This window comes from Pseudomonas sp. LBUM1647, from assembly GCF_059716175.1.
In genome coordinates this window covers 5,584,005-5,609,333 of record NZ_CP166809.1, presented here as the reverse complement: position 1 = coordinate 5,609,333, position 25,329 = coordinate 5,584,005, and the positions used below count along the sequence as shown (strand labels likewise).

At 60.5% G+C, this 25,329-nt stretch carries 23 protein-coding genes; 20 read left to right on the top strand and 3 right to left on the bottom strand.

Annotation, left to right across the window (positions count from 1 at the left end; genetic code table 11):
* Window positions 1–44 precede the first annotated feature (44 nt).
* From ACA059_RS25865 to ACA059_RS25800, 14 genes are all read left to right on the top strand, one after another.
* Window positions 45–1,667 carry a methyl-accepting chemotaxis protein gene (locus ACA059_RS25865; protein ID WP_497631477.1) on the top strand — a complete coding sequence of 541 codons (1,623 nt, stop codon included), beginning with the start codon at window positions 45–47 and terminating at the stop codon, window positions 1,665–1,667.
* The gene (locus ACA059_RS25860; protein WP_497631476.1) at window positions 1,667–2,203 is read left to right on the top strand and encodes a chemotaxis protein CheW; all 537 of its coding nucleotides are present in this window, start codon (window positions 1,667–1,669) and stop codon (window positions 2,201–2,203) included. Before ACA059_RS25865 ends, ACA059_RS25860 begins: the two co-directional genes overlap by 1 nt.
* Window positions 2,200–3,471 (top strand): CheR family methyltransferase, encoded by a 1,272-nt coding sequence (locus tag ACA059_RS25855; protein ID WP_497631475.1) that lies wholly within the window; start codon window positions 2,200–2,202, stop codon window positions 3,469–3,471. The genes ACA059_RS25860 and ACA059_RS25855 overlap by 4 nt, the downstream gene beginning before the upstream one ends.
* Window positions 3,468–4,151: a chemotaxis protein CheW gene (locus ACA059_RS25850; RefSeq protein ID WP_497631474.1), complete on the top strand. Its 684-nt coding sequence runs from the start codon at window positions 3,468–3,470 to the stop codon at window positions 4,149–4,151. The genes ACA059_RS25855 and ACA059_RS25850 overlap by 4 nt, the downstream gene beginning before the upstream one ends.
* Window positions 4,148–6,436, top strand: a complete 2,289-nt coding sequence (locus tag ACA059_RS25845) for a hybrid sensor histidine kinase/response regulator (RefSeq protein WP_497631473.1) — start codon at window positions 4,148–4,150, stop codon at window positions 6,434–6,436. The genes ACA059_RS25850 and ACA059_RS25845 overlap by 4 nt, the downstream gene beginning before the upstream one ends.
* Entirely contained in the window at window positions 6,433–7,443 is a 1,011-nt protein-coding gene (locus ACA059_RS25840; RefSeq protein ID WP_497631472.1) for a chemotaxis response regulator protein-glutamate methylesterase, read from the top strand. The genes ACA059_RS25845 and ACA059_RS25840 overlap by 4 nt, the downstream gene beginning before the upstream one ends.
* A 47-nt stretch (window positions 7,444–7,490) precedes the next feature.
* Window positions 7,491–8,492 carry a diguanylate cyclase domain-containing protein gene (locus ACA059_RS25835; protein WP_497631471.1) on the top strand — a complete coding sequence of 334 codons (1,002 nt, stop codon included), beginning with the start codon at window positions 7,491–7,493 and terminating at the stop codon, window positions 8,490–8,492.
* A 283-nt stretch (window positions 8,493–8,775) separates the two neighbouring features.
* A protein-coding gene (prfB, locus tag ACA059_RS25830) for a peptide chain release factor 2 (RefSeq protein ID WP_149631234.1) occupies window positions 8,776–9,871 on the top strand; the annotation gives its coding sequence in 2 pieces (ribosomal slippage) (window positions 8,776–8,847 and window positions 8,849–9,871; 1,095 coding nt in all).
* Window positions 9,872–9,942: 71 nt separating this feature from the next.
* A complete protein-coding gene (gene lysS / locus ACA059_RS25825) occupies window positions 9,943–11,445 on the top strand; it encodes a lysine--tRNA ligase (protein ID WP_283183170.1) in 1,503 nt (500 codons plus the stop codon).
* A gap of 102 nt (window positions 11,446–11,547) precedes the next feature.
* Window positions 11,548–12,264: a TetR/AcrR family transcriptional regulator gene (locus ACA059_RS25820; RefSeq protein ID WP_046048164.1), complete on the top strand. Its 717-nt coding sequence runs from the start codon at window positions 11,548–11,550 to the stop codon at window positions 12,262–12,264.
* Window positions 12,265–12,402: 138 nt separating this feature from the next.
* Window positions 12,403–12,957, top strand: coding sequence for a hypothetical protein (locus tag ACA059_RS25815; RefSeq protein ID WP_497631470.1), 555 nt, complete (start codon window positions 12,403–12,405; stop codon window positions 12,955–12,957).
* Between the two features lie 63 nt (window positions 12,958–13,020).
* Window positions 13,021–14,271: a flavohemoglobin expression-modulating QEGLA motif protein gene (locus tag ACA059_RS25810; RefSeq protein WP_497634731.1), complete on the top strand. Its 1,251-nt coding sequence runs from the start codon at window positions 13,021–13,023 to the stop codon at window positions 14,269–14,271.
* Window positions 14,272–14,436: 165 nt separating this feature from the next.
* The gene (locus tag ACA059_RS25805) at window positions 14,437–15,351 is read left to right on the top strand and encodes an alpha/beta hydrolase (RefSeq protein ID WP_497631469.1); all 915 of its coding nucleotides are present in this window, start codon (window positions 14,437–14,439) and stop codon (window positions 15,349–15,351) included.
* Window positions 15,348–15,677, top strand: coding sequence for a PA3694 family proteiin (locus tag ACA059_RS25800; RefSeq protein ID WP_033056344.1), 330 nt, complete (start codon window positions 15,348–15,350; stop codon window positions 15,675–15,677). Before ACA059_RS25805 ends, ACA059_RS25800 begins: the two co-directional genes overlap by 4 nt.
* 150 nt (window positions 15,678–15,827) lie before the next feature.
* On the opposite strand, the gene lptF is transcribed toward ACA059_RS25800, so the two are convergent.
* From lptF to ACA059_RS25785, 3 genes are all read right to left on the bottom strand, one after another.
* Complete coding sequence (lptF, locus tag ACA059_RS25795) at window positions 15,828–16,616, bottom strand: lipotoxin F family OmpA-related lipoprotein LptF (RefSeq protein ID WP_497631468.1); 789 nt, start codon at window positions 16,614–16,616, stop codon at window positions 15,828–15,830.
* Between the two features lie 49 nt (window positions 16,617–16,665).
* A complete protein-coding gene (locus ACA059_RS25790) occupies window positions 16,666–17,079 on the bottom strand; it encodes a DUF4398 domain-containing protein (RefSeq protein ID WP_415771159.1) in 414 nt (137 codons plus the stop codon).
* A 274-nt stretch (window positions 17,080–17,353) separates the two neighbouring features.
* Window positions 17,354–17,698: a pilin assembly protein gene (locus tag ACA059_RS25785; RefSeq protein WP_282482759.1), complete on the bottom strand. Its 345-nt coding sequence runs from the start codon at window positions 17,696–17,698 to the stop codon at window positions 17,354–17,356.
* A 991-nt stretch (window positions 17,699–18,689) separates the two neighbouring features.
* On the opposite strand from ACA059_RS25785, the gene ppc reads away from it, so the two are divergent.
* The 6 genes from ppc (at window position 18,690) to ACA059_RS25755 (ending at window position 25,329) form a co-directional block, all read left to right on the top strand.
* A complete protein-coding gene (gene ppc / locus ACA059_RS25780) occupies window positions 18,690–21,320 on the top strand; it encodes a phosphoenolpyruvate carboxylase (RefSeq protein ID WP_497631467.1) in 2,631 nt (876 codons plus the stop codon).
* A 289-nt stretch (window positions 21,321–21,609) separates the two neighbouring features.
* Window positions 21,610–22,260 (top strand): adenylate kinase, encoded by a 651-nt coding sequence (adk, locus tag ACA059_RS25775; protein ID WP_497631466.1) that lies wholly within the window; start codon window positions 21,610–21,612, stop codon window positions 22,258–22,260.
* A 93-nt stretch (window positions 22,261–22,353) separates the two neighbouring features.
* Complete coding sequence (gene tsaB / locus ACA059_RS25770) at window positions 22,354–23,028, top strand: tRNA (adenosine(37)-N6)-threonylcarbamoyltransferase complex dimerization subunit type 1 TsaB (protein WP_074879772.1); 675 nt, start codon at window positions 22,354–22,356, stop codon at window positions 23,026–23,028.
* 283 nt (window positions 23,029–23,311) lie between these two features.
* Window positions 23,312–23,617 (top strand): hypothetical protein, encoded by a 306-nt coding sequence (locus ACA059_RS25765; RefSeq protein ID WP_497631465.1) that lies wholly within the window; start codon window positions 23,312–23,314, stop codon window positions 23,615–23,617.
* On the top strand, window positions 23,614–24,474 hold the full coding sequence (locus ACA059_RS25760; protein ID WP_497634730.1) for a DUF72 domain-containing protein: 861 nt from the start codon (window positions 23,614–23,616) through the stop codon (window positions 24,472–24,474). The genes ACA059_RS25765 and ACA059_RS25760 overlap by 4 nt, the downstream gene beginning before the upstream one ends.
* A gap of 33 nt (window positions 24,475–24,507) precedes the next feature.
* On the top strand, window positions 24,508–25,329 hold the full coding sequence (locus tag ACA059_RS25755; protein ID WP_497631464.1) for an isocitrate lyase/PEP mutase family protein: 822 nt from the start codon (window positions 24,508–24,510) through the stop codon (window positions 25,327–25,329).

Here is a 25,329-nt window from a genome sequence, read left to right as displayed (position 1 = left end):
CGGCTATACTCCGCAGCATTTGAAATGCTCCCCGAGGACTGACTGTGAAGAACTGGACGTTGCGCCAACGCATCTTGGCGAGCTTTGCGGTGATTATCGCCATCATGTTGCTGATGGTCGTCGTCTCGTATTCCCGGCTGCTGAAGATTGAAGACAGCGAAGCGAGCGTCCGTGAAGACGCGCTTCCCGGGTTGTATTACAGCTCGATGATTCGCAGCGCCTGGGTTGACACTTACCTGCGGACCCAGGAAATGCTGGGGTTGAAGGAGGGGCAGGGCTTCAGCGCGGAAGAGGCTGAAAACTTCAAGAACTTCGAGGTGCGTCTGCAAGAGCAGATGAGTAACTACCAACGCACGGTCACCACGGATGAGGACAAGGTCGAGTACGCCGTTTTTGAAAAACTCCATGTCGATTACAACAAGGCCCTGGCTGCCGTGCTCGACTTGCGTAAGCGCAACCAGGACGCCGAAGGCATCAAGATGTTCAACGAGCAACTGACCCCGGCCTGGACCGCAGGTCGCATGAAGCTCAATGACATCATTCGCGAAAACAAAGCGGTGGCCGATCAGGAGATCGCGATCATCGATGACGCCGTGGTCACCGCGAAAATCATCATGGGGATTTCCCTGCTGGTCGCGGTGCTGGCCGCCGGCCTCTGCGGTCTGCTGCTGATGCGCGCGATCATGGCGCCGATGAACCGCATTGTGCAGATCCTCGAAATAATGCGTACCGGCGATCTCAGCGGTCGTCTGAACCTGGCGCGCAAGGACGAATTCGGCGCCGTGGAAACCGGCTTCAACGACATGATGACCGAGCTGACGTCCCTGGTGTCCCAGGCCCAGCGTTCCTCGGTGCAGGTCACCACCTCGGTCACTGAGATCGCTGCCACCTCCAAGCAACAGCAAGCGACCGCCACCGAAACCGCTGCCACCACCACCGAAATCGGTGCGACGTCCCGTGAAATCGCGGCCACTTCTCGCGACCTGGTGCGCACGATGACCGAAGTCTCCACCGCCGCCGATCAGGCCTCGGTGCTCGCCGGTTCCGGGCAGCAAGGACTGGCGCGGATGGAAGAGACCATGCACTCGGTGATGGGCGCGGCCGATCTGGTCAACGCCAAACTGGCGATCCTCAATGAGAAGGCCGGCAACATCAATCAGGTGGTGGTGACCATCGTCAAGGTCGCCGACCAGACCAATCTCCTGTCCCTCAACGCGGCGATTGAGGCCGAAAAGGCCGGTGAATACGGCCGCGGTTTTGCCGTGGTCGCCACCGAAGTGCGGCGTCTGGCGGACCAGACCGCCGTCGCCACGTACGACATCGAGCAGATGGTGCGCGAGATCCAGTCGGCGGTGTCGGCCGGGGTGATGGGCATGGACAAGTTCTCTGAAGAAGTGCGCCGTGGTATGTCCGAAGTGCAGCAAATCGGCGAGCAGTTGTCGCAGATCATCCATCAGGTTCAGGCATTGGCGCCGCGGGTGTTGATGGTCAACGAAGGCATGCAGGCCCAGGCCACGGGCGCGGAGCAGATCAACCACGCGCTGGTGCAGTTGGGCGATGCCAGCAGCCAGACCGTCGAGTCCCTGCGCCAGGCCAGTTTCGCCATCGATGAGCTGAGCCAGGTGGCCGTAGGGCTGCGCAGCGGCGTTTCGCGATTCAAAGTCTGATGAGCGAACCCACGGCCAAACGCATCGCCGTGAAGCCGGCGCTGCAATCATTGTTTCTGGTGTTCCGCATCGGCAACGAGCGCTATGCCTTGCAGGCCATCGAGGTGGCGGAAGTGCTGCCGCGTCTGCCGTTGAAACCGATTCCCCGCGCGCCGGACTGGGTGGCCGGGGTGTTCGCCTACCGCGGCGCGGTGGTGCCGGTGATCGACCTCAGTGCGCTGACGTTCGGCCAACCGGCCCAGGCCCGCACCAGCACGCGCCTGGTGCTGGTCAATTACCGTCCGGATGAAACCGCTGAGGTGCAATTGCTCGGGCTGATTCTGGAACAGGCCACCGATACCTTGCGCTGCACCCCGGCGGATTTTCAGCCCTATGGCCTGGACAATCGCCAGGCGCCGTACCTCGGGCCGGTGCGTGAAGATGCCCAGGGTTTGCTGCAATGGGTGCGGGTCGCCGACTTGCTCGACGATCAGGTTCGCGCGCTGCTGTTTCCGTCGCAGCCTCTGAACCTGGCGCTGCTTGAGGAGCGGCCATGAGCAGCGATCAACGGTTTTTCGATTTCCTCAAAGAGCGCATCGGTCTCGACGTGACCTCCGTCGGCCCGGCGATCATCGAGCGTGCGGTGCGCCAGCGCAGCACGGCGTCCAAAGCGCTGACGGCCGATGAGTACTGGCACACCTTGCAGGGTTCGCAGGACGAGCAGCAGGCGCTGATCGAAGCGGTGATTGTCCCCGAGACCTGGTTTTTCCGTTACCCGGAATCCTTCGCCACGTTGGCGAAGCTGGCCACCAAACGCCTGAGCGACATCAACAACATGCGCGCGCTGCGGATTCTCAGCCTGCCGTGTTCCACCGGTGAAGAACCGTATTCCATCGCCATGGCATTGCTCGATGCCGGGTTACAGCCGCACCAGTTCAAGGTCGAAGGCATGGACGTCAGTCCGTTGTCGGTGGAAAAAGCCCGGCGCGCGCTGTACGGCAAGAATTCGTTCCGGGGTCAGGACATCGCCTTTCGCGACCGGCATTTCACCGCCGAAGGCGAGGGCTATCGCCTCAGCGGGCGAGTGCTCGAACAAGTGCGATTGCAGGTCGGCAATCTGCTGGATCCGACGTTGCTGGCCAACGAACCGCCTTATGACTTTGTGTTTTGCCGCAACCTGCTGATCTATTTCGATCAGCCGACCCAGCAGCAAGTGTTCGAAGTGCTCAAGCGTCTGACCCATGTGGATGGCGTGCTGTTTATCGGCCCGGCCGAGGGCAGTTTGCTCGGCCGTTTCGGCATGCGTTCGATCGGCATCCCGCAGTCCTTTGCGTTCAGTCGTCAGAGCGCACCAGAGCCTGCGCCCATTGCGACGTTCGTGCCGACGCCTCTGCCCGTGCGCCAACCGGTGCGCAGCGTGACACCGCCGCCCGTTCGCAACCGGCCCTTCGCAACGGTGGCGCCGTTGCCTGTGGTGACGAAAGTCGCCAACCCGGACACCGCCGCGCTGCTGGCGAACATCGCCGCGCTGGCCAACGAAGGCAAAAGTGCCGAGGCCCGCGCCGCGTGCGATAGCTATTTGCGCAGTCACGAGCCAGTGGCCCAAGTCTTCTACTGGCTGGGCTTGCTCAGCGATGTCGCCGGCAGAGTCCTTGAGGCTCAGGGTTTTTATCGCAAGGCGTTGTACCTCGACCCGCAACATCCCGACGCGTTGATGCACCTGGCGGCGTTGCTGCAATCCTTGGGCGACACGGCGGGAGCCAGACGATTGCAGGACCGCGCCGCCCGCAGTGAGCGCGCCGCTGACAGTGAGCGTAACCGATGAACGCCGCCGACACCTTTAGCCTCATCCATGAAGATGCCCAGGCCATCGACGACTGCTGGAACCGCATAGGTGTCCACGGCGACAAGTCCTGCCCGCTGCTGAGCGATCACATTCACTGTCGCAATTGCGCGGTGTATTCGGCCGCGGCTACGCGCCTGCTCGACCGCTACGCGTTACAGCAGGAAGACCGCGGGCAAGTCTCCACGGCGGTCGAGAGCGAGGTGCAAACCCGTTCGCTGTTGATGTTCCGTCTGGGCGAAGAATGGCTGGCCCTGGCCACTCGCAGTCTGGTGGAAGTGGCGCCGCTGCAAGCGATTCATTCCTTGCCGCACCAACGCTCCCGGGCCTTGCTCGGCGTGGCGAATGTGCGCGGCGCGTTGGTGGCGTGCCTGTCGCTGGTGGAATTGCTGGGGCTCGACGGCGCCAGCAGCGTGGCGTCCGGCGCGCGGGTCATGCCGCGAATGCTGATCATCTCTGCCCACGGCGGACCGGTGGTGGTACCGGTGGATGAAGTGGACGGGATTCACGCCATCGACGAACACATCCTCGAGGCGGCGTCCCGCTCCGGCACTCAGGCCAGCGCCAAATACACTCGTGGCGTGTTGCAATTCAAAGGTCGCAGCCTGCGTTGGCTGGATGAAGAACAGCTGCTGTCCGCCGTGACCCGGAGCCTTACATGACCCCCGAGCAAATGCGCGACGCCTCTTTGCTGGAACTGTTCAGTCTGGAAGCCGAGGCCCAGACACTGGTGCTGAGCGCAGGTCTTTTGGCGCTGGAACGCGACCCGACCCAGGCCGATCACCTCGAATCGTGCATGCGCGCGGCGCACTCGCTCAAGGGCGCGGCGCGGATTGTCGGTGTCGATGCCGGGGTCAGCGTCGCGCATGTGATGGAAGATTGCCTGGTCAGTGCCCAGGAGGGGCGCCTGTACCTGCGGCCCGAGCACATCGATGCCTTGTTGCAAGGCACCGATTTGCTGATGCGCATTGCAACGCCGGACAACAACCCTCAACTGGCGGAAATCGAGGCCTATGTGGTGTTGATGGCGCGGTTGCTTGATCCGATGGCGGCGCCCGCGCCGGTCACTGCGCCTGTCGCCCCAGTGATGGCGGAACTTCAGCTCGAACCACCGACGCCCAAGGTCGAGGCGCTAATCCCGGTCGCCGAACTGCAACCCGCAGAGCCACCGCGCAAGGCCAAACGCACCACCGAAAACGGCGAGCGGGTGCTGCGGGTCACGGCCGAACGCCTGAACAGCCTGCTTGACCTGTCGAGCAAATCCCTGGTGGAAACCCTGCGGCTCAAACCGCACCTGGCCACCATGCAACGCCTCAAGCGTATGCAGAACAACGGCCTGCGGGCCCTGGAAAACCTCAACGTCCACCTCAAGGAACATGCCTTGAGTCTGGAAGCACAGGAAGCCCTCGAAGACGCTCGTCGGCTACTGGCTGAGTCTCAGCAATTGCTGGTGGAAAAGAACGCCGAACTGGATGAGTTCGCCTGGCAGGCCAGTCAACGGGCGCAAGTGTTGTACGACACCGCGCTGGCTTGCCGCATGCGGCCGTTTGCCGATGTGTTGGCCGGGCAAGAGCGCATGGTCCGCGACCTCGGTCGCAGCCTCGGCAAGCAGGTGCGACTGGAGATCGAGGGCGAGAAAACCCAGGTCGACCGCGACGTGTTGGAGAAACTTGAAGCGCCGCTGACTCACCTGCTGCGCAATGCCGTGGATCACGGCATCGAATCCCCGGAGCAACGGCTAATGGCGGGCAAACCCGCTGAAGGCCTGATCCGTTTGCGCGCCTCTCATCAGGCCGGTCTGTTGGTGCTGGAGCTGAGTGATGACGGCAATGGCGTCGATCTGGAAAAGGTCCGCCGCAGCATCATCGAGCGCCAATTGTCCCCGGCCGAAACCGCCGCGCAATTGAGTGAAGAAGAGCTGCTGACCTTCCTGTTTCTACCGGGTTTCAGCCTGCGCGACACGGTCACCGAAGTCTCCGGGCGCGGCGTCGGTCTGGACGCGGTCCAGCACATGGTCCGTCAGGTGCGCGGCGCGGTCGTGCTGGAGCAGGTGGCGGGCGAGGGCAGTCGTTTCCATCTCGAAGTGCCGCTGACCCTGTCGGTGGTGCGCAGTCTGGTGGTGGAAGTCGGTGACGAGGCGTATGCCTTCCCGCTGGCACACATCGAACGGATGTGCGATCTGGAGCCGGCGGACATTGTCCAGGTCGAAGGCCGTCAGCATTTCTGGCACGAAGGCCGGCATGTCGGGCTGGTCGCGGCCAGTCAGCTGTTGCAGCGTCCGGCGAGCCAGAACAGTCAGCAAACCCTCAAAGTGGTGGTGATTCGCGAGCGCGAGGCGATTTACGGCGTGGCGGTCGAGCGTTTTATCGGCGAGCGGACGTTGGTCGTTTTGCCGCTGGACGAGCGTCTGGGCAAGGTGCAGGACATTTCCGCCGGGGCCTTGCTCGACGATGGTTCAGTGGTGCTGATCGTCGACGTCGAAGACATGCTGCGTTCGGTGGACAAACTGCTCAATACCGGGCGTCTTGAGCGCATTGCCCGTCAAGACAGCCAGGTGGTTGAAGCGGCTCGAAAACGGATTCTGGTGGTCGACGATTCGCTGACCGTACGTGAGCTGCAACGCAAGTTGCTGCTCAACCGCGGCTATGACGTGGCGGTGGCGGTGGACGGTATGGACGGCTGGAACGCCTTGCGTTCGGAGGACTTCGATCTGCTGATCACCGACATCGATATGCCACGCATGGATGGCATCGAACTGGTGTCTTTATTGCGCCGGGACAATCGCCTGCAATCCCTTCCGGTTATGGTGGTGTCTTACAAGGATCGTGAAGAGGACCGTCGCCGTGGACTGGACGCTGGAGCCGACTATTATCTAGCCAAAGCCAGTTTTCATGACGACGCCCTGCTTGACGCGGTGGTTGAGCTCATTGGAGGAGCACGTGCATGAAAATAGCGATCGTCAACGACATGCCCATGGCGGTGGAGGCCCTGCGCCGCGCCCTGGCATTCGATCCGGCACACGATGTGGTCTGGGTCGCCAGTAATGGGGCCGAGGCGGTGCAGCGTTGCGCTGAAAATACGCCGGATCTGATTCTGATGGACCTGATCATGCCCGTGATGGATGGCGTGGAGGCGACCCGGCGGATCATGGCTGATACGCCGTGCGCGATTGTCATCGTTACGGTCGACCGCGAGCAGAACGTGCATCGGGTGTTCGAGGCCATGGGCCACGGAGCGCTGGATGTGGTCGATACGCCGGCCATCGGTGCCGGCAATGCCCAAGAGGCAGCGGCCCCGTTACTGCGCAAGATCATCAACATCGGTTGGCTGATCGGTGACCGGGGCAATCGGGAGCGAGCCGCCCCGAGCCCGCTGCGCAGTTCGGCTTCGCGCCAGCGCCTGATCGCCATTGGCTCATCGGCAGGTGGGCCGGCCGCGCTGGAAGTATTGCTCAAGGGGTTGCCGCGAGATTTTTCGGCCGCCATCGTGCTGGTGCAGCATGTTGACCAGGTGTTCGCTGCCGGTATGGCCGAATGGCTCAGCAGCGCCAGCGGCCTGAATGTGCGCCTGGCCCAGGAAGGCGAGCCTCCGCAGGCCGGCGCGGTGCTGCTGGCGGGCACCAACCACCATATTCGCTTGTTGAAAAACGGCACGCTGGCTTACACCGCCGAACCGGTCAACGAGATCTACCGGCCCTCGATCGATGTGTTCTTCGAGAGTGTGGCCAACTACTGGAACGGCGATGCCGTGGGTGTTTTGCTCACCGGCATGGGACGCGATGGCGCACAGGGGCTTAAACTCATGCGCCAACAGGGCTACCTGACCATCGCTCAGGATCAAAACAGTAGTGCGGTGTACGGAATGCCGAAGGCGGCAGCGGCCATCGACGCGGCGGTGGAAATTCGCCCACTGGACAAGATAGCGCCACGATTGCTGGAGATTTTCCCCAAATGAAGGTTTTTCACAGCAATCTGGCCCAAGTAGTACTCAGGTGACTGCCCATGAATGATTTACAGCTCGACGGCTTCAAAACCGACGAAAACGCCGCCATGGTGTTGTTGGTGGACGATCAAGCAATGATCGGCGAGGCGGTGCGCCGCGGGTTGGCGAACGAAGATAACATCGACTTCCACTTCTGCGCCGACCCGCACCAGGCCATCGCCCAGGCGATCCGCATCAAACCGACGGTGATCCTTCAGGATCTGGTGATGCCCGGTCTTGACGGTCTGAGCCTGGTGCGCGAGTACCGCAATCATCCGGCGACCAAAGACATTCCGATCATTGTCCTGTCGACCAAGGAAGACCCGCTGATCAAGAGCGCGGCATTTGCGGCCGGGGCCAATGATTACCTGGTCAAGTTGCCGGACAACATCGAACTGGTGGCGCGCATCCGCTATCACTCGCGTTCCTACATGACGTTGCTGCAGCGTGACGCCGCGTATCGCGCGTTGCGGGTCAGCCAGCAGCAGTTGCTCGACACCAACCTGGTGCTGCAACGCTTGATGAACTCAGACGGCCTGACCGGGCTGTCGAACCGCCGGCATTTCGACGAATACCTGGAGCTTGAATGGCGCCGTTCGCTGCGTGACCAGAGTCAACTGTCGCTGCTGATGATCGATGTCGACTACTTCAAGTCCTACAACGACAGCTTCGGCCACCTTGAAGGCGATGAAGCCTTGCGCAAAGTGGCCACGGCGATTCGTGATGCGAGTGCGCGGCCTTCGGACTTGCCGGCCCGTTACGGCGGCGAAGAGTTCGTTCTGGTGCTGCCCAATACTTCGCCGGGCGGCGCACGACTGGTCGCGGAAAAACTGCGCCAGACCGTGGCCGCGCTGAAGATCCCGCACGTTTTCCCGGCCGAAGGTTCGAGCCTGACCATCAGCATCGGCCTGTCGACCATGACCCCGCAGCCGGGCGGCGATTGCCGTCAATTGATCTCGGCGGCGGACAAGGGGCTGTATCTGGCGAAGAACAATGGGCGTAATCAGGTGGGGATTGAATGACGCTCAAGCGCAGATCTCTAGCCTGATGCGCACCCTGTGGCGAGGGGGCTTGTCGGAACGCCGCATCGCCCCGTTCGGCTGCGAAGCAGTCGTAAAACCATTGCATGCGGTGTGCCTGTTGCACCTTGGTTGCAGATTTTGGGGCCGCTTCGCGACCCAACGGGGGCAAGCCCCCTCGCCACAGGTTTTATGTTGCCCCTAAGCCGCCAGGCGGGCTGCCGTGACAGCCTGATTACGTTATACTCGCCGGCTTTCAAAAGTTCGCCAACGAGTGCTGCCCGCCATGGAAATCAACCCGATCCTTAACAGTATCAAGGACCTGTCCGAGCGCTCCGAAACTATTCGGGGGTATCTTTGACTACGATCAAAAGCATGAGCGTCTGACTGAAGTCAATCGCGAGCTTGAAGATCCGAATGTCTGGAACAACCCGACGTACGCTCAGGAGCTGGGCCGCGAGCGGTCCCTGCTGGCTCAGATCGTCGAAACCCTCGACGAAATGCACACCGGCCTGGCCGACGCCAAAGACCTGCTGCTGATGTCCGCCGAAGAAGAAGACCAGGCCGCCGTCGATGACGTCGCTGCCGAAGTCGAACGCCTGCGCGAGTCCCTGGAAAAACTCGAGTTCCGTCGCATGTTCAGCGGTGAGATGGACGCCAACAATGCCTACCTGGACATCCAGGCCGGCTCCGGCGGTACCGAGGCTCAGGACTGGGCCAACATCCTGCTGCGCATGTACCTGCGCTGGGCCGACAAACGCGGTTTCGACGCGACCATCATGGAGCTGTCGGCCGGTGAAGTTGCCGGGATCAAGGGCGCCACGATCCACATCAAGGGCGAATACGCCTTTGGCTGGTTGCGTACCGAAATCGGCGTGCACCGTCTGGTGCGCAAGAGCCCGTACGACTCCGGTAACCGTCGCCACACCTCGTTCTCGGCCGTGTTCGTGTCGCCGGAAATCGATGACAACATCGAAATCGACATCAACCCGTCGGACCTGCGCATCGATACCTACCGCTCCTCCGGTGCCGGTGGTCAGCACGTAAACACCACCGACTCGGCCGTCCGTATTACGCACGTACCGACCAACACCGTGGTCAGCTGCCAGAACGAACGCTCCCAGCACGCCAACAAAGACACCGCGATGAAAATGTTGCGGGCGCGCTTGTACGAGCAGGAAGTGCAGAAACGCAACGCCGCCTCCCAGGCCCTGGAAGACACCAAGTCGGACATCGGCTGGGGTCACCAGATTCGCTCTTACGTGCTCGATGCGTCGCGGATCAAGGATTTGCGCACTAACATCGAACGCAGTGACTGCGACAAGGTGCTCGACGGCGACATCGACGAATACCTGGTGGCCAGCCTGAAGCAAGGCCTGTAAACCGCCAGTCAAGACCTTAAGTCCCCTGCCATCGGTGGGGGCAACGAACCTGTGATGGAATTTTTAAAGACATGAGCGACCTAGAACTCGACCCGCAAGCCCTGCAACAGGAAGAAAACTCCCTGATCGCCCTGCGCAAGGAAAAGCTGGCTGCCGAGCGCGCCAAGGGCAATGCCTTCCCGAACGACTTCCGCCGCGACAACTACTGCGAAGACTTGCAGAAACAGTACGCGGACAAGACCAAGGAAGAGCTGGCAGAGGCTGCAATTCCGGTCAAGGTTGCCGGTCGTCTCATGCTCAACCGTGGCTCGTTCATGGTGATCCAGGACATGTCCGGGCGCATCCAGGTTTACGTCAACCGTAAAACCCTGTCCGAAGAAACCCTGGCCGCGGTGAAAACCTGGGACCTGGGCGACATCATCGCCGCCGAAGGCACCCTGGCCCGTTCCGGCAAGGGCGACCTGTACGTCGAAATGACCAGCGTGCGCCTGCTGACCAAATCCCTGCGCCCGCTGCCGGACAAGCACCACGGCCTGACCGACACCGAATCCCGTTATCGTCAGCGCTACGTTGACCTGATCGTCAACGAAGACGTGCGCCAGACTTTCCGCGTGCGTTCGCAAGTCATCGCGCACATCCGCAGCTTCCTGATGAAGCGAGACTTCCTGGAAGTCGAAACACCGATGCTGCAAACCATTCCAGGCGGTGCAGCGGCCAAGCCGTTCGAAACACACCACAACGCCCTGGACATGGACATGTATCTGCGCATCGCGCCGGAGCTGTACCTCAAGCGTCTGGTAGTCGGTGGTTTTGAAAAAGTGTTCGAGATCAACCGCAACTTCCGTAACGAAGGCGTTTCGACTCGTCACAACCCTGAATTCACCATGTTGGAGTTCTACCAGGCTTACGCCGACTACGAAGACAACATGGACCTGACCGAAGAGCTGTTCCGCGAACTGGCACAGCTGGTCCTGGGCAGCACCGACGTGCCTTACGGTGACAAAGTGTTCCACTTCGGCGAACCATTCGTGCGTCTGTCGGTGTTCGACTCGATCCTCAAGTACAACCCTGAGCTGACCGCTGACGACCTGACCGACATCGACAAGGCCCGCGCCATCGCCAAGAAGGCCGGCGCCAAGGTGCTGGGCTTCGAAGGTCTGGGCAAATTGCAGGTGATGATTTTCGAAGAGCTGGTCGAGCACAAGCTGGAGCAGCCGCACTTCATCACTCAATACCCGTTCGAAGTGTCGCCGCTGGCCCGTCGTAATGACGACAACCCGAACGTCACCGACCGTTTCGAACTGTTCATCGGTGGCCGCGAAATCGCCAACGCCTACTCTGAGTTGAACGATGCGGAAGACCAGGCGGAGCGCTTCATGGCGCAGGTGGCTGACAAGGACGCCGGCGACGATGAGGCCATGCATTACGATGCCGACTTCGTTCGCGCGCTGGAGTACGGCATGCCGCCAACCGCCGGTGAAGGCATCGGCATCGACCGTCTGGTGATGCTGCTGACCAACTCCCCGTCGATCCGCGACGTGATCCTGTTCCCGCACATGCGGCCACAAGCGTAAGTGTTTCGATAAAAAAGCCGCCTAAAACAGGCGGCTTTTTATTGCCTGTCTGGTACAAACGTATCAATTGGTTACTTTTGAAGTAAGAGAGGAATACCTGTCGTGAACCGTGCAATTGCTCAAGAGGGTGCAGCGGACGTCGCCACTGCGGTCGCTGAAAGTGTTCAGTACCAGGGTCGCAAGGCCAGCCGACAGGGCAGTGAGCAGCGTCGACAGGACATTCTCGATGCGGCGATGCGCATTGTCGTGCGCGATGGCGTGCGGGCCGTGCGTCACCGCGCGGTGGCCGCCGAAGCCGGTGTGCCGCTGTCGGCCACCACTTACTATTTCAAGGATATCGATGACCTGCTCACCGATACCTTTGCCCAATACGTGGAACGCAGCGCGGCGTTCATGGCCAAGCTGTGGGCCAGCAACGAAGGCTTGCTGCGCGAGATGGTTGCTTATGGCGATGGCAGCCCCGAGTCCCGTTCACAGCTGGCTGACGATATCGCGCGGCTGACCGCCGATTACGTGCAGCGCCAATTGCACAACCGTCGCGAGCACTTGATGGCCGAGCAGGCGTTCCGTCAGGAGGCCCTGTTGAACCCGCGTCTGGCGGAGTTGGTGCGCTCGCATCAGCAAATTCTTCTGCAAGGCACCTGCCATTTTTTCGAGGTATTGGGTTCCCGCGAGCCACAACAGGATGCCAAAGTGTTGACGGCGATTATCGGACGGATGGAATATCAGGGCCTGCTCAACGACGCCGAGCCTGTCGCCGAAGCCGAAATGCTCGGCATCCTGACTCGCTACATGCATTTGGTCTTGGCGTCGGTGTAACCCCGGTCCCCCCTGTAGGAGCTGCCGGAGGCTGCGATCTTTTGATCTTGCTTTGCAGCAGTGTCGAGAGGATCAAGATCAAAAGATCGCAGCCTTCGGCAGCTCCTACGGTCTGCGTGTGTTCAAAGGGAGTGTTGAATGAAAGCCTGGCGTGTCGTTGTGATCGCCTTGTCGTTCCTGCTGCTCAGCGGCTGTCTGGTGACCTTCAAGGAGCCGCTGCCCTCGAGCGAGCCCGCGCCTAAAGGGTTGCTCGGCAAATGGACCAGCACCAACGCCTGGGGCGAGCCGCTGAATCTGGAGCTGACGCGCCTCGGCGACAATCACTATCAGGCCGTCAGCTACTTCAAGGCTAAACCCAAGGAGCGTGAAGCCTATCCCTTCACGGTGACCCGCCATGGCAGTCGCTGGTACCTGTCGGCGAAGGTGCCGGCGCAGTTCGGCGGGCACTTCACTCTCTTCGGTTTTGAACTGACCGACAAACATGAACTGGTGGTCTACAACCTCGACCTCGAGCAGATCAACCAGGCCCTGAGGCAAAAAGTCCTCAGCGGCGAAGGCTTCCAGACCGACGACGGCGACGGCGTGTTGATCAACACCAATCTGGACCAGGTCTTCGCCTACCTTGACGACCCGGCCAATTCCGATGTGTTCGTCGAGGCCGTGCGCTATCAGCGCCTGGCCAAAGCCAAATAACCCAGCACGTAAACGGTTTTTCTACAGGAGTTTCGGGTGGACGATTACCAGCAGACGATACGCATGTTGTCCGATCGCATTGTGCTGGCGCAGACGCCGATTCGCGTCCTCGATGCAGTCAAGTGGGACGACAACATCCGCAATGGTTTCCTCAAGGCCAAGGGCAAGGAAATGCCGGCGGTGGACCGCGATTACTACCTGAACCGGCCGCTGGCGTTCGACTCCAACAAGGTGAAGCTGGAATTCCAGAACATCGAACGCGACATCACCCGTCAGCTCGGACAGTTCAACCCGGTTGGCCAGATCATGCGCCGCATGTGCAAGGAATACCGGATGGTGGTGCGCATGCTCGAAGCGCGCGGCACCGAGGATTTCGGGCTGATTTCACAGGAGCTTTACGGTGCCGCTTCCGACGCGTTCCACGCCGGCGATCCGACCCTTTCCGACCTGGGCCTGATGCTCTCGGATTACCTGAACAACATCGATGGCCGTGGCGACCTGAAGGACGAACCGAAAATCCTCACCGCCAAGGAAGCCGTCCACCTGCTGCAAACCCGCTTGAACAAGGTATTCGGCGAGGCCGAGGAAACCATTCGCGTATTCGAGTCCGACGGGATCGTCGCCGATGCGGCGGCTGGCGCCGACTACATCAAGATCCGCGCCGACGCGATGTTCAACGACCGTGACGTGCGCGCTCTGGAAGTCCACGAAGGGTTGGTGCATGTGGGGACCACGCTCAATGGTCTGAACCAGCCGATCTGCACCTTCCTCTCCAAAGGTCCGCCGTCGTCGACGGTGACTCAGGAAGGCCTGGCGATCCTGATGGAAATCATCACTTTCGCCTCGTACCCGAGCCGCCTGCGCAAACTGACCAACCGCACCCGCGCTATTCACATGGTGGAGGAGGGCGCGGACTTCCTGCAGATCTTCGAGTTCTTCCGCGAGCAAGGCTTTGAAATGGCGGAAAGCTACGGCAACGCCAGTCGGGTTTTCCGTGGCTCGGTGCCGACAGGTCTGCCATTTACCAAAGACTTGTCCTACCTCAAGGGCTTTATCATGGTTTACAACTACATTCAGTTGGCCGTGCGTAAAGGCAAGCTTGAGCAGATACCGCTGCTGTTTTGCGGCAAGACCACGCTGGAAGACATGCGGACCTTGCGCCAGTTGGTGGATGAAGGGCTGGTGGTGCCACCGAAGTATTTGCCGGATCAGTTCCGCGACCTGAACGCGCTGTCGGCGTGGATGTGCTTCTCCAACTTCCTCAATCACCTGAGCCTGGACCGGATCGAAGCGGATTACTCCAATATCCTCTAAGGATCACCCGAACCCAATGTGGGAGCGAGCTTGCTCGCGATGGCGGCTTAACATTCAACGTAGATGCTGGCTGATCCACCGCTATCGCGAGCAAGCTCGCTCCCACAGGTAATTTATTTCCCACAGGATTGTGTTCCAACTCCATTTCTTGCGAGGTTTCATCGGATGAGAATCCTCGGCTTTTTCTGCCTTCTCCTGACCTTGAGCGGCTGCAGCTCGCTGCTGTTCTACCCCGAGCCTGGCCAGCTGTTTACCCCGGAAAAAGCCAAACTCGAATACCGCGACATCACCCTGACCACCGCCGACGGCCTCAAGCTGCACGGCTGGTGGTTGCCGGCCAAAAAAGGTGTCGAAGTCAAAGGCACGGTGCTGCATTTGCACGGTAACGGCGGCAACCTGCCCATGCACCTTGGGGGGAGTTGGTGGTTGCCGAAAGAAGGGTATCAAGTGCTGCTGCTGGACTATCGCGGCTACGGTTTGTCCGAGGGAGAGCCGTCGCTGCCGGCGATTTATCAGGACATCGATGCCGCATTCAAATGGCTCGACCAGGCGCCGGAGGTCAAGGGCAAGCCGCTGATCTTGCTGGGCCAGAGCCTCGGCGGCTCGATGGCCGTTCACTACCTCGTGCAGCATCCCGAGCGGCAGAAACAGCTCAAGGCATTTGTCATGGATGGCGTGCCTGCCAGTTACCGCAGTGTCGGTCGCTATGCGTTGAGCAACTCTTGGGTGTTCTGGACGTTCCAGGTCCCGCTATCGTGGCTGGTGCCGGATGGAGACAGCGCGATCAACTCCATGGCGCAGCTCAACGGCGTACCGAAACTGATCTACCACAGCATCGATGATCCGATCGTGCCCCTTTCCAACGGCATCCGTCTGTATCAAGCTGCGCCGCCGCCGCGGGTGCTGCAACTGACCCGTGGCGGTCATGTGCAGACGTTCGCCGACCCGGTCTGGCGCAAAGTCATGCTGCGTTATCTCGATGACCCGCAGCATTTCAACGGTCTGCGCCGCCTGGGCGAAGTCCCGAATTACCCGGCGCCGAAAAATTCTGAAGATGAACCACCAGAGAGTCCGCAATGAGTGAAGAACGTAACGCCATCCCGCTGATCATCACCGGTATCTGCAGCATCCTCGGCACCGTCGGAGCCCTGTGGTTCTACGGCTACCTGCACTTCGCCAAACCCGAAGATGCGCTGCTGCTCAGCGACTTCACCATGCTCAAGACTGTGCCGGGTGAAGACTACAAAGTCTCCCTGGAACCGGCGCCGCAAGTCGCGCAGTGCATCGATGGCGTGCTGGTGATGTTCGACACCGAACAGAAAGGCCTGAGCGGCGTGTTGGTCAACAACAAGAAAAAAGCCGTGCGCTGCATGGGCGAGGAAACCCCGCAGAAGCTGCAACCGTAGCGCTCCCGAAAAGATCGCAGCCTCGTTTCACTCGACAGCTCATACATTAGACCGCGTGCTTCTGTAGGAGCTGTCGAGTGAAACGAGGCTGCGATCAAAAGCCCCGCCTGATCGACTCAGGCGGGGCTTTTGTGTTTCAGCAGACGATGCTTAGTTCGAGCTGACCGCCGAACGCGGGATCACCGGCTGGTTGTCGTTGGAAATGGTCACTTCCACCCGACGGTTCATCGCACGACCGGAGACGCTGCTGTTCTCGGCCACCGGGTATTCCTTGCCGTAACCCTGCGCCACGACACGCGCGGGATCAACGCCCATTTTCACCAGCGCCGTGCGCACGGAACCGGCACGACGCTCGGACAGCGACTGGTTGTGGTTCGCGGTGCCCGTGCTGTCGGTGTAGCCCTCAACGATCACTTTGCGATCAGGGTTTTCCGAGAGGAATTGCGCCAGTTTGTTGATATTCACCAGACCGCTGGACTTCAGATCAGCCCTGTCAGTGGCAAACAACACATCACCGAACGTCACCAAGGTACCGCGATCGGTCTGCTTGGCGTTCAGGCTGTCCTGCAATTGTTTGATCTGCGCGTCGCGGGCATCCAGACGAGCCTGGGCACGCTGCGCGGAAGCATTTTTCAGATTGGCTTCGGCGTTGCGCAGGGCGATGGTCTGCTTCGCCACTTCAACGCGTTGATTGGTCAGGTAAGCCAGTTGGTCGACCTTGGCCTGGTCTTCTTTGTCCTGGTAAGCCTTGTTGGCCTTGTCCAGATAATCGCTGGCTTCTTTGGTTTCCAGCGCCGCGACTTTGCTGGCTTGCGGGTTGGTTTGCAGGCCGGTGTAGTTGCTACGGGCCTGTTCCAGGTTCGCGTTCGGCGGCGTGGAGCAGGCAGCCAGTGCAACGCTTGCGGCCAGCAGGGCAGGGATCATCAATTGTTTACGCATGGTGGTTTCGTCCTTTTAGTCGAGTAAGAAGTACGTCGTGCCGCGCCGCTTACTGCACGGTGCGCTGGCTTTCCTGACGCAGTTCTTGAACACCTTTCTGAGAGTCCTTCACAGCCTGTTCAGCTTTGATAGCCTGGGCTTTGCGCTCAGCCACGCGAGCGTCCCACTCGGCCTGTTCGGCCAGGACTTTGGCTTCGGCATACTTTTTGTCGTGCATGGCGATTTCGGCTTGTTTGAGCTTGTCCTGCGCGGATTTCATTTCCACTGCCGCGAATTCGGTACCGCCGGCACTGACGGCGCTGTTGACCGCCGATTCCGTCACGGCAAATTGCTCGCTTGGCGGGTTACCGGCACAACCGGCAAGAACGAAGCTGCTGCCGATGGCCAGTGCAGCCAGTTTCAGGCTACGCAGAGGGGGGAACGAGGATTTGGCAGTTCGGGTTTTCATGGTCTTCAACTCCATTGGAATAACTCCTGAAAAACTAAAAAATCCATCCTGGGCAAGGAGCCGCAACCTTCAATTTCCGGGGGTGTTTTAAAACGGCCGTCCCAGGCGTGGTTAATGGGTGTGACCCGAGGCGTTTTTCGAAAGTTCAGAGAATATGGCCCATCGCGCGAAAAAACTTTGACCGGGCGGACAAGGCTCTAAACCGGTAATTTTCACCGCGAGCAGCCGTATTCCCGGTCCTGAACGGGCCCGGGAATACGCATTTTTGGAGGGGGAAGAAGCGTGGTAATCAGTGTTTCTGTTTGTCGTCGACGGCCGACAAATCGTGCAAATGACGACGGGACAATGCGAGAAAACGCGGAGTCGGACCGACGTCTTCGTACAGCGGATCACCTTCTTCGTCGGTGGCTACGACGGTCGAGCCCTTCACGTACGGAAAGCTTTTTTCGAGCTCCTCCAGGGCGGCGCCGATCAGCTCGCCGAGCAGTTCTTCGGGCTGCCGTTTGGGGTACATATCGATAATGGCCGCCAGCCGTGCGGCGGCCTCCACATCCAGATGAATCGAGTATCCGGTGTCGGTCAGGCGACCCTTGGCGTTTTCTTCCCAGTGATGGGCAAGCTCGCGGATTTTCATAGTGACCTCAATGCGCACCTGCTCGTGGCAGGCAGTGTCAGTGTCCGGCAATCGCCGGCGACAGCCGTTGTACGGCTTACTCTTCAGACTAGCTTTAACGCACAAGGTTTAAAGTCCCTTCGTCGTCTAATGCCGTTGGGGGGATTGGGTGTATATCCGTTTCTTCGGTCATGGCGACTGGCGGTTTCGCTTTTACAGCGAGTCACTTTGGAAAAGAACCCCAAAGTAACCAAAGGGTTCTTGCCCTTTTCGTTCGGTGCCTCGCCTAGGCTCGGCATGCCCTCGTTCCGGTCCTGCTCCGTGGGCCCGCCGCCATCGGCCATCCATGGCCGGGGGCGGCTAACCCGGCATCCGTGCCGGGTTGCCCACTGCGCAGAACCGGAACGAAGCCTCTCGAGGGGGCGGTGCATCAAGATCAAAAGCTGCAGGCGAGCTAACGCTCGGCCCGTTGAGTGGTGAGGAGCGTGCGTACACCGCCTCCTTTCTGTAGGAGCTGTCGAGTGAAACGAGGCTGCGATTTTTTGATCTTGCTGTGGCTGTGGCTGTGGCTGTGGCTGTGGCTGTGGCTTTTGATTTTGATTTTGATTTTGATCTTCTGCCCCTTTCCCAGAGGCCGAACGCAGGCGTTGCGCAGGGGGCACCGCGGCAAGGATGCCGCGGTAGCCGCCCCCGGCCATGGATGGCCGATGGCGGCGGGCCCCCGGAGCAATGCCGGAGTGAGGGCATGCCGAGCCTAGGCGAGGCACCGAATGGAGGGGCAAAGCCTTTTGCTTACTTTTCGGCGATTGGAAAAGTGAGTCGCTGTAAGAGCGAAACCACAAGTGGCCGTTACCGCAGAAACGGATATGTACCCACCAACCCCAATCCCCAAACTTTCTCGGCCGAACAGCATTCCCGTCGTCGTCCGCTTGTAAGAACCGCTTTACAGCGGCACTCTCTAACTCAAGAGCATGGACACCAAGTCACCCGGATTTTCGCTGGAGAACTGCTGATGACCGATATTGATGCACGCTTGCGCGAGGATGTTCACCTGTTGGGTGAGCTGTTGGGCAACACCATTCGTGAACAGTACGGGGACGGCTTTCTCGACAAGATCGAGCAGATCCGCAAAGGCGCCAAGGCCGACCGTCGCGGTTCAATGGACGCTGAACTGAGCGCCAGCCTCAACCAATTGAGCGAAGAAGAGTTGCTGCCGGTGGCGCGGGCGTTCAACCAGTTTCTCAACCTGGCCAATATCGCCGAGCAATATCAGCTGATTCACCGTCGCGAAGAGTCACAGCCTGCGCCGTTCGAAGCGCGGGTACTGCCGGAACTGCTCGCCCGCCTGAGTGCTGAAGGTCATGGCGCCGAATCCCTGGCCCGGCAACTGGGACGGCTGGAGATTGAGTTGGTCCTCACCGCGCACCCGACCGAAGTGGCGCGCCGCACACTGATCCAGAAATACGACGCAATTGCCGCTCAACTGGCCGCACAGGACCATCGCGACCTGACCACTGCCGAACGCGAGCAGATCCACACGAAGTTGCAGCGCCTGATCGCCGAAGCCTGGCACACCGAAGAAATCCGCCGCACCCGCCCAACCCCCGTGGATGAGGCCAAGTGGGGCTTCGCGGTGATCGAGCATTCGCTGTGGCAGGCGATCCCCAACTATTTGCGCAAGGCCGATAAAGCCCTGCATGACGCCACTGGCCTGCACCTCCCACTGGAGGCCGCGCCGATTCGCTTTGCCTCGTGGATGGGCGGTGACCGCGATGGCAACCCCAACGTGACCGCTGCCGTGACCCGTGAAGTCTTGCTGCTGGCGCGGTGGATGGCCGCGGACTTGTACCTGCGCGATGTCGATCACTTGGCGGCCGAGTTGTCGATGCAGCAGGCCAGCGACGACTTGAAGGCCAAGGCCGGGGACAGCGCCGAACCTTACCGTGCGGTGCTTAAACAGCTGCGTGAACGCCTGCGCGCGACGCGTAACTGGGCTCACGCCTCCTTGACGAAGACCACGCCGGCACCCGCCGATGTGTTGCAAAACAACCGCGAGCTGCTCGATCCGCTGGAGCTGTGCTTCCACTCGCTGCATGAGTGCGGCATGGGCGTGATTGCTGATGGGCCGCTGCTCGATTGCCTGCGCCGGGCGGTGACGTTCGGACTGTTCCTGGTACGGCTCGATGTGCGTCAAGACTCGACGCGACATACCGCGGCCATGAACGAGATCACCGATTACCTGGGCCTTGGGCGCTACGAGGACTGGAGCGAGGAAGAGCGCATCGCTTTCCTGATGCGCGAACTGAACAACCGCCGGCCGTTGTTGCCGGCCTACTTCAAGCCATCGGCCGACACCGCCGAAGTGTTGGCGACCTGCCGGGAAATCGCTGCCGCACCGGGTGCTTCGCTCGGTTCGTATGTGATCTCCATGGCCGGCGCCGCTTCCGATGTGTTGGCCGTGCAACTGCTGCTCAAAGAGTCTGGCGTGTTGCGGCCGATGCGCGTGGTGCCGCTGTTCGAGACCCTTGCCGACCTCGACAACGCCGGCCCGGTGATTGAAAAACTGTTGCTGCTGCCCGGTTATCGCTCGCGCCTGCAAGGGCCGCAGGAAGTGATGATCGGCTACTCCGACTCGGCCAAGGACGCCGGCACGACGGCAGCGGCCTGGGCGCAGTATCGGGCGCAGGAGCGCTTGGTCGACATCTGCCGCGAGCAGCAAGTGGAACTGCTGTTGTTCCACGGTCGCGGTGGCACCGTGGGGCGCGGCGGCGGTCCGGCACACGCGGCGATTCTGTCGCAGCCGCCGGGTTCGGTGGCGGGGCGTTTCCGTACCACCGAGCAGGGGGAAATGATTCGTTTCAAATTTGGCCTGCCGGACATCGCCGAGCAGAACCTCAACCTGTACCTGGCAGCGGTATTGGAAGCGACCTTGCTGCCGCCGCCACCACCGGAGCCTGCCTGGCGCAATCTGATGGACGAATTGGCCGCTGACGGTGTCAGCGCTTATCGCGTCGTGGTGCGGGAAAATCCTCAGTTCGTCGAGTATTTCCGCCAGTCCACGCCGGAGCAGGAACTGGGACGCTTGCCGCTGGGCAGTCGCCCGGCCAAGCGCCGCGCCGGCGGGATTGAAAGCCTGCGGGCGATCCCGTGGATCTTCGGCTGGACCCAAACGCGACTGATGTTGCCGGCGTGGCTCGGCTGGGAAGCAGCGTTGAGCAAGGCGCTGGAGCGCGGCGAAGGCGAGCTGCTGGGGCAGATGCGCGAGCAGTGGCCGTTCTTCCGCACGCGCATCGATATGCTGGAAATGGTGTTGGCCAAGGCCGATGCCGATATCGCCCGGTCTTACGATGAGCGCTTGGTCGAGCCGGATCTGCTCCCTTTGGGTGCGCATTTACGCGACCTATTGTCGCAGGCCTGCTCAGTGGTCCTTGGGTTGACTGGTCAGTCGCAGCTACTGGCACATAGCCCAGCCACGCTTGAATTCATCCGCTTGCGCAACACTTACCTCGACCCTCTTCATCTATTGCAGGCTGAGTTGTTGGCGCGTTCGCGACAACAGGAAGTGGCGCAGGGCAGCCCGGTAGAACAGGCGCTGCTGGTGTCTGTGGCGGGGATTGCCGCCGGTTTGCGTAATACCGGCTAAGGTTTTCGTCGTGGGGCAAGGCACTCGGCGCGAGCGTCGAGTTGCCTGTGGACGAGGGGTTGAAAAGTGCTGCCAGGCGACAGTTAGTGATGGGGTTGCGACTAGGGTTACCCCGACGAAAGGCCACATCAGGCGCGGGTTTCTCCGACTTTCGGCGGCTTGTGTGCTCCGGGCCTGCTGTGTATCTTGATCAGCCTTTGACCGTTTGGGCGGTCACGACCCTTTTTTTGAGATTGGCCCCACGAGGCGAATCTGACGTTATCTATATAAAAAATTGAGGAGCACATCGATGCGCGTCATTCTGCTGGGAGCTCCCGGGGCCGGTAAAGGTACTCAGGCTAAGTTCATCACCGAAAAATTCGGTATCCCGCAAATCTCCACCGGCGACATGCTGCGTGCCGCGGTCAAGGCCGGCACCGAGCTGGGCCTGATCGCCAAGAGCATCATGGACAGCGGTGGTCTGGTTTCCGATGACCTGATCATCAACCTGGTCAAGGAACGCATCAGTCAGGCGGATTGCGCCAACGGTTTCCTGTTCGACGGTTTCCCGCGCACCATTCCTCAGGCTGAAGCCCTGGTGAAAGCCGGCGTGGGGCTGGATCACGTGGTCGAAATCGCCGTCGACGACGAAGAAATCGTTCAGCGTATCGCTGGTCGTCGCGTTCACGAGGCCAGCGGCCGCGTGTACCACACTGTTTACAACCCGCCGAAAATCGCCGGCAAAGATGACATCACTGGTGAAGCACTGGTGCAGCGCAAGGACGACACCGAAGAAACCGTTCGTCATCGCCTGTCGGTCTACCATTCCCAGACCAAGCCTCTGGTCGAGTTCTACCAGACGCTGTCTGCTGCTACTGATGGCAAGCCGAAGTACAGCCACATTGCGGGCGTCGGCTCGGTTGAAGCGATCACCGGCAAGGTGCTTGAAGCACTGAGCTGAAAAGTCTTAATCGCTTCATCTTCTACGGCCCGCTTGCGGGCCGTAGTTGTTTATACTGGCGCACTTTTTCTGACCTCTCTTACGGAAACATCGATGAGCACCTTGCTGGCCCTGGACACCGCGACTGAAGCTTGCTCCGTTGCCTTGCTGCATGACGGAAAAGTCACGAGCCATTACGAGGTGATCCCGCGCCTGCATGCACAGAAGCTGCTGCCGATGATTCAGCAGTTGCTGGCGGATGCCGGGACCACCCTGCAAGCGGTCGATGCAATCGCTTTCGGACGTGGTCCGGGTGCGTTCACGGGTGTGCGGATCGCCATCGGCGTGGTGCAGGGGCTGGCGTTTGCGCTGGATCGTCCGGTGTTACCAGTATCGAACCTGGCCGTGCTGGCGCAGCGGGCCTATCGCGAACATGGCGTGAGCCAGGTCGCGGCCGCCATCGATGCGCGCATGGACGAAGTGTATTGGGGTTGCTACCGCGAAACGGCGGGGGAGATGCGGCTGGTCGGCAATGAAGCGGTGCTGTCGCCGGAAGTGGCCGCGTTGCCGGCTGACGCCAGCGGTGAGTGGTTTGGCGCCGGCACTGGCTGGGGTTATGCCGAGCGAATCGCCGTCAGCCTGACCGGGCAGGATGCGGGCATGTTGCCTCACGCTGAGGATCTGCTGACCCTGGCGCGTTTTGCCTGGGCGCGTGGTGAGGCGATCGTGGCGGATGAGGCGCAGCCGGTGTACTTGCGCGATAAAGTGGCGACGCCCAAGGCGCGATAATTCACGCGGTTTCTGTGGCGAGGGGACTTGTCCCCGTTGGGTTGCGAAGCAGCCCCAATTCCCTGTTATGCCTGACACACCGTGTTGGCTGGTTTTGCGACTGCTTCGCAGCCGAACGTGGACAAGTCCCCTCGCCACAAAATATTGTCCGTTTCAGCCAATCGTCAGTTTCTAACTCCGCTTTTAAACCTTTTCCATTTTCTGTGTTCTAGTTATCACTCGGCGGTTTGCGCAGTTACTCTAGCGCCACTAAACTGCCATCATTGATCCCGGACATGTACTCATGCGTATAGACGGCGTTCCCTCTCAGTCCTACCCCATCAAACGCAAGCCTCGCAAAGGCCCTGTGGCGGATGACGACTACGTCGATATCGACGGCGAGCTGGAAATTCCATCCGGAGAGCAAATGGCCGCCCGCGCTGCCAAAGCCTCTGCGCAACGCTTGAGTAATCTCCCCGCCCGTCAACAAGACATGCTTTATCACCGTGCCATGAGCAGCAGTGTCGCGAAGGCCCTGGCCAGCTACCTGAGCACCGCCGGTTTTGTCGATTGGGATTCTGATGTGCTGGGCCTCGACCTGTACATCTGATGCTGCCTTACTACCTGGGCTGTCCGTCCTGGAGTGAAAACGCCTGGCGCGACTACCTGTATCCGCAAGACGCAAAACCCGCCGAGTTTCTGAATCTCTATTCCCAGGTTTTCAACGCCGTGGAAGGCAATACGACCTTCTACGCGAGCCCGGCTGCGACCACCGTGCAGCGTTGGGCCGAGACCATGCCCGAACACTTTCGCTTCACTGCCAAGTTCCCCGGTGACATCAGTCACAGCGGTGACCTGTGCGAACAATTGACCGCTGCCGAAACCTTCCTGCAATTGCTCAGCCCCCTGGGTGAACGGGTTTCACCGCTGTGGCTGCAACTGTCCAAAAGCTTCACGCCGCAACGATTGCCTGAACTGGCCGGATTTATTGATGCGGTGGACCGGCCTCTGGCGGTTGAAGTGCGGCATGACGAGTTCTTCGCCAAGGGCGATGCCGAGAGAATGCTCAATCGCCTGCTACTGGATCGCGGTGTCGAGCGTATTTGCCTCGATCCCCGCGCGTTGTTCAGCTGCACATCGACCGATCCCTCGGTGCTTCACGCCCAATCGAAAAAGCCCAGGGTGCCGCCCCGTCCGGCAGCCTTCACGCAATGTCCGCAGGTACGCTTCATCGGCCATCCGCAGCTTGAGGCCAACGACCCGTTCCTGCTGCCGTGGGTCGAGAAAATAGCCGTGTGGATCGAAGAGGGCCGTACGCCCTATATCTTCCTGCACACCGCCGACAACCTGCTGGCCGCCAAACTGGCGCAACGTTTTCACGCAAAACTGATGCTGCGTTTGCCTGGCCTGCCGCCGCTGCCTGAGCTATACAGAGAGCCCGCTGCCGAGCAACTTGGTCTGCTCTGAAGCGGATTCCCTGCCCTTTTCAGGAGCTTGCCAATGGATGCGCAAACCCTTCGAGCCCAAACGTTCAAAGCACTGCACGAACGCGCGGGGGCTTTTGTCATTCCCAACCCTTGGGACGCCGGCTCGGCGAAGATGCTCGCCAGCCTTGGTTTCGAAGCGCTGGCGACCACTAGTGCTGGATACGCCTTTTCCAACGCCCGCCCCGATGGCGCGCTGACGCTGGACGACACCCTGGCAAACGTTCGGGCGATTGTTGCGGCAACTGATCTGCCCGTCGCCGTCGATCTGGAAAACGGCTTCGCTGACGATCCAGCCGAATGCGCACAGAGTATTTTGCGTGCGGCAGAGGCCGGTGCGGTCGGCGGCTCTATCGAAGATGCCACCGGCCGTGAAGAAGCGCCGATCTACTGCTTCGAGCATGCCGTGGCGCGCATCGAGGCTGCCGTGGCAGCCGCTCGCAGCTTGCCGTTTCCCTTTATGTTGACCGCTCGCGCGGAGAACTTTCTGCACGGCAATCCTGATCTCGCCGATACCATTCGCCGCTTGCAGGCGTTTGCCGAAGCGGGTGCCGACGTGCTTTATGCGCCAGGTCTGCGCAGTGCTGAAGATGTGTTGGCGGTGGTCCGCGCTGTGGCGCCGAAACCGGTCAATGTGTTGATGTCTGGCGGACTGAAATTGACGGTCGAGCAGTTGAGCGAAATGGGCGTCAAGCGGATTAGTGTCGGTTCGGCTCTGGCGCTGGCGGCGTATGGCGAGTTTTTCCGCGCTGCCGAAGAGATCAAGACGTCGGGCACATTCGGGTTCACGTCGCGGTCCATGCCGTATGCCCAAGCCAATCAATTGTTCAAAGGCTGA

Bases quoted from the DNA above. Each gene is read 5' to 3' on its own strand.
- ACA059_RS25835 (WP_497631471.1), top strand. From the start codon at position 7,491: ATGAATGATTTACAGCTCGACGGCTTCAAAACCGACGAAAACGCCGCC.
- ACA059_RS25845 (WP_497631473.1), top strand. From the start codon at position 4,148: ATGACCCCCGAGCAAATGCGCGACGCCTCTTTGCTGGAACTGTTCAGT.
- ACA059_RS25800 (WP_033056344.1), top strand. From the start codon at position 15,348: ATGAGTGAAGAACGTAACGCCATCCCGCTGATCATCACCGGTATCTGC.
- lysS (WP_283183170.1), top strand. From the start codon at position 9,943: ATGAGCGACCTAGAACTCGACCCGCAAGCCCTGCAACAGGAAGAAAAC.
- ppc (WP_497631467.1), top strand. From the start codon at position 18,690: ATGACCGATATTGATGCACGCTTGCGCGAGGATGTTCACCTGTTGGGT.
- ACA059_RS25850 (WP_497631474.1), top strand. From the start codon at position 3,468: ATGAACGCCGCCGACACCTTTAGCCTCATCCATGAAGATGCCCAGGCC.
- ACA059_RS25855 (WP_497631475.1), top strand. From the start codon at position 2,200: ATGAGCAGCGATCAACGGTTTTTCGATTTCCTCAAAGAGCGCATCGGT.
- adk (WP_497631466.1), top strand. From the start codon at position 21,610: ATGCGCGTCATTCTGCTGGGAGCTCCCGGGGCCGGTAAAGGTACTCAG.
- ACA059_RS25810 (WP_497634731.1), top strand. From the start codon at position 13,021: ATGTTGTCCGATCGCATTGTGCTGGCGCAGACGCCGATTCGCGTCCTC.
- tsaB (WP_074879772.1), top strand. From the start codon at position 22,354: ATGAGCACCTTGCTGGCCCTGGACACCGCGACTGAAGCTTGCTCCGTT.
- ACA059_RS25860 (WP_497631476.1), top strand. From the start codon at position 1,667: ATGAGCGAACCCACGGCCAAACGCATCGCCGTGAAGCCGGCGCTGCAA.
- ACA059_RS25840 (WP_497631472.1), top strand. From the start codon at position 6,433: ATGAAAATAGCGATCGTCAACGACATGCCCATGGCGGTGGAGGCCCTG.
- ACA059_RS25805 (WP_497631469.1), top strand. From the start codon at position 14,437: ATGAGAATCCTCGGCTTTTTCTGCCTTCTCCTGACCTTGAGCGGCTGC.
- ACA059_RS25815 (WP_497631470.1), top strand. From the start codon at position 12,403: ATGAAAGCCTGGCGTGTCGTTGTGATCGCCTTGTCGTTCCTGCTGCTC.
- ACA059_RS25755 (WP_497631464.1), top strand. From the start codon at position 24,508: ATGGATGCGCAAACCCTTCGAGCCCAAACGTTCAAAGCACTGCACGAA.
- ACA059_RS25765 (WP_497631465.1), top strand. From the start codon at position 23,312: ATGCGTATAGACGGCGTTCCCTCTCAGTCCTACCCCATCAAACGCAAG.
- ACA059_RS25785 (WP_282482759.1), bottom strand. From the start codon at position 17,698: ATGAAAATCCGCGAGCTTGCCCATCACTGGGAAGAAAACGCCAAGGGT.
- ACA059_RS25790 (WP_415771159.1), bottom strand. From the start codon at position 17,079: ATGGAGTTGAAGACCATGAAAACCCGAACTGCCAAATCCTCGTTCCCC.
- lptF (WP_497631468.1), bottom strand. From the start codon at position 16,616: ATGCGTAAACAATTGATGATCCCTGCCCTGCTGGCCGCAAGCGTTGCA.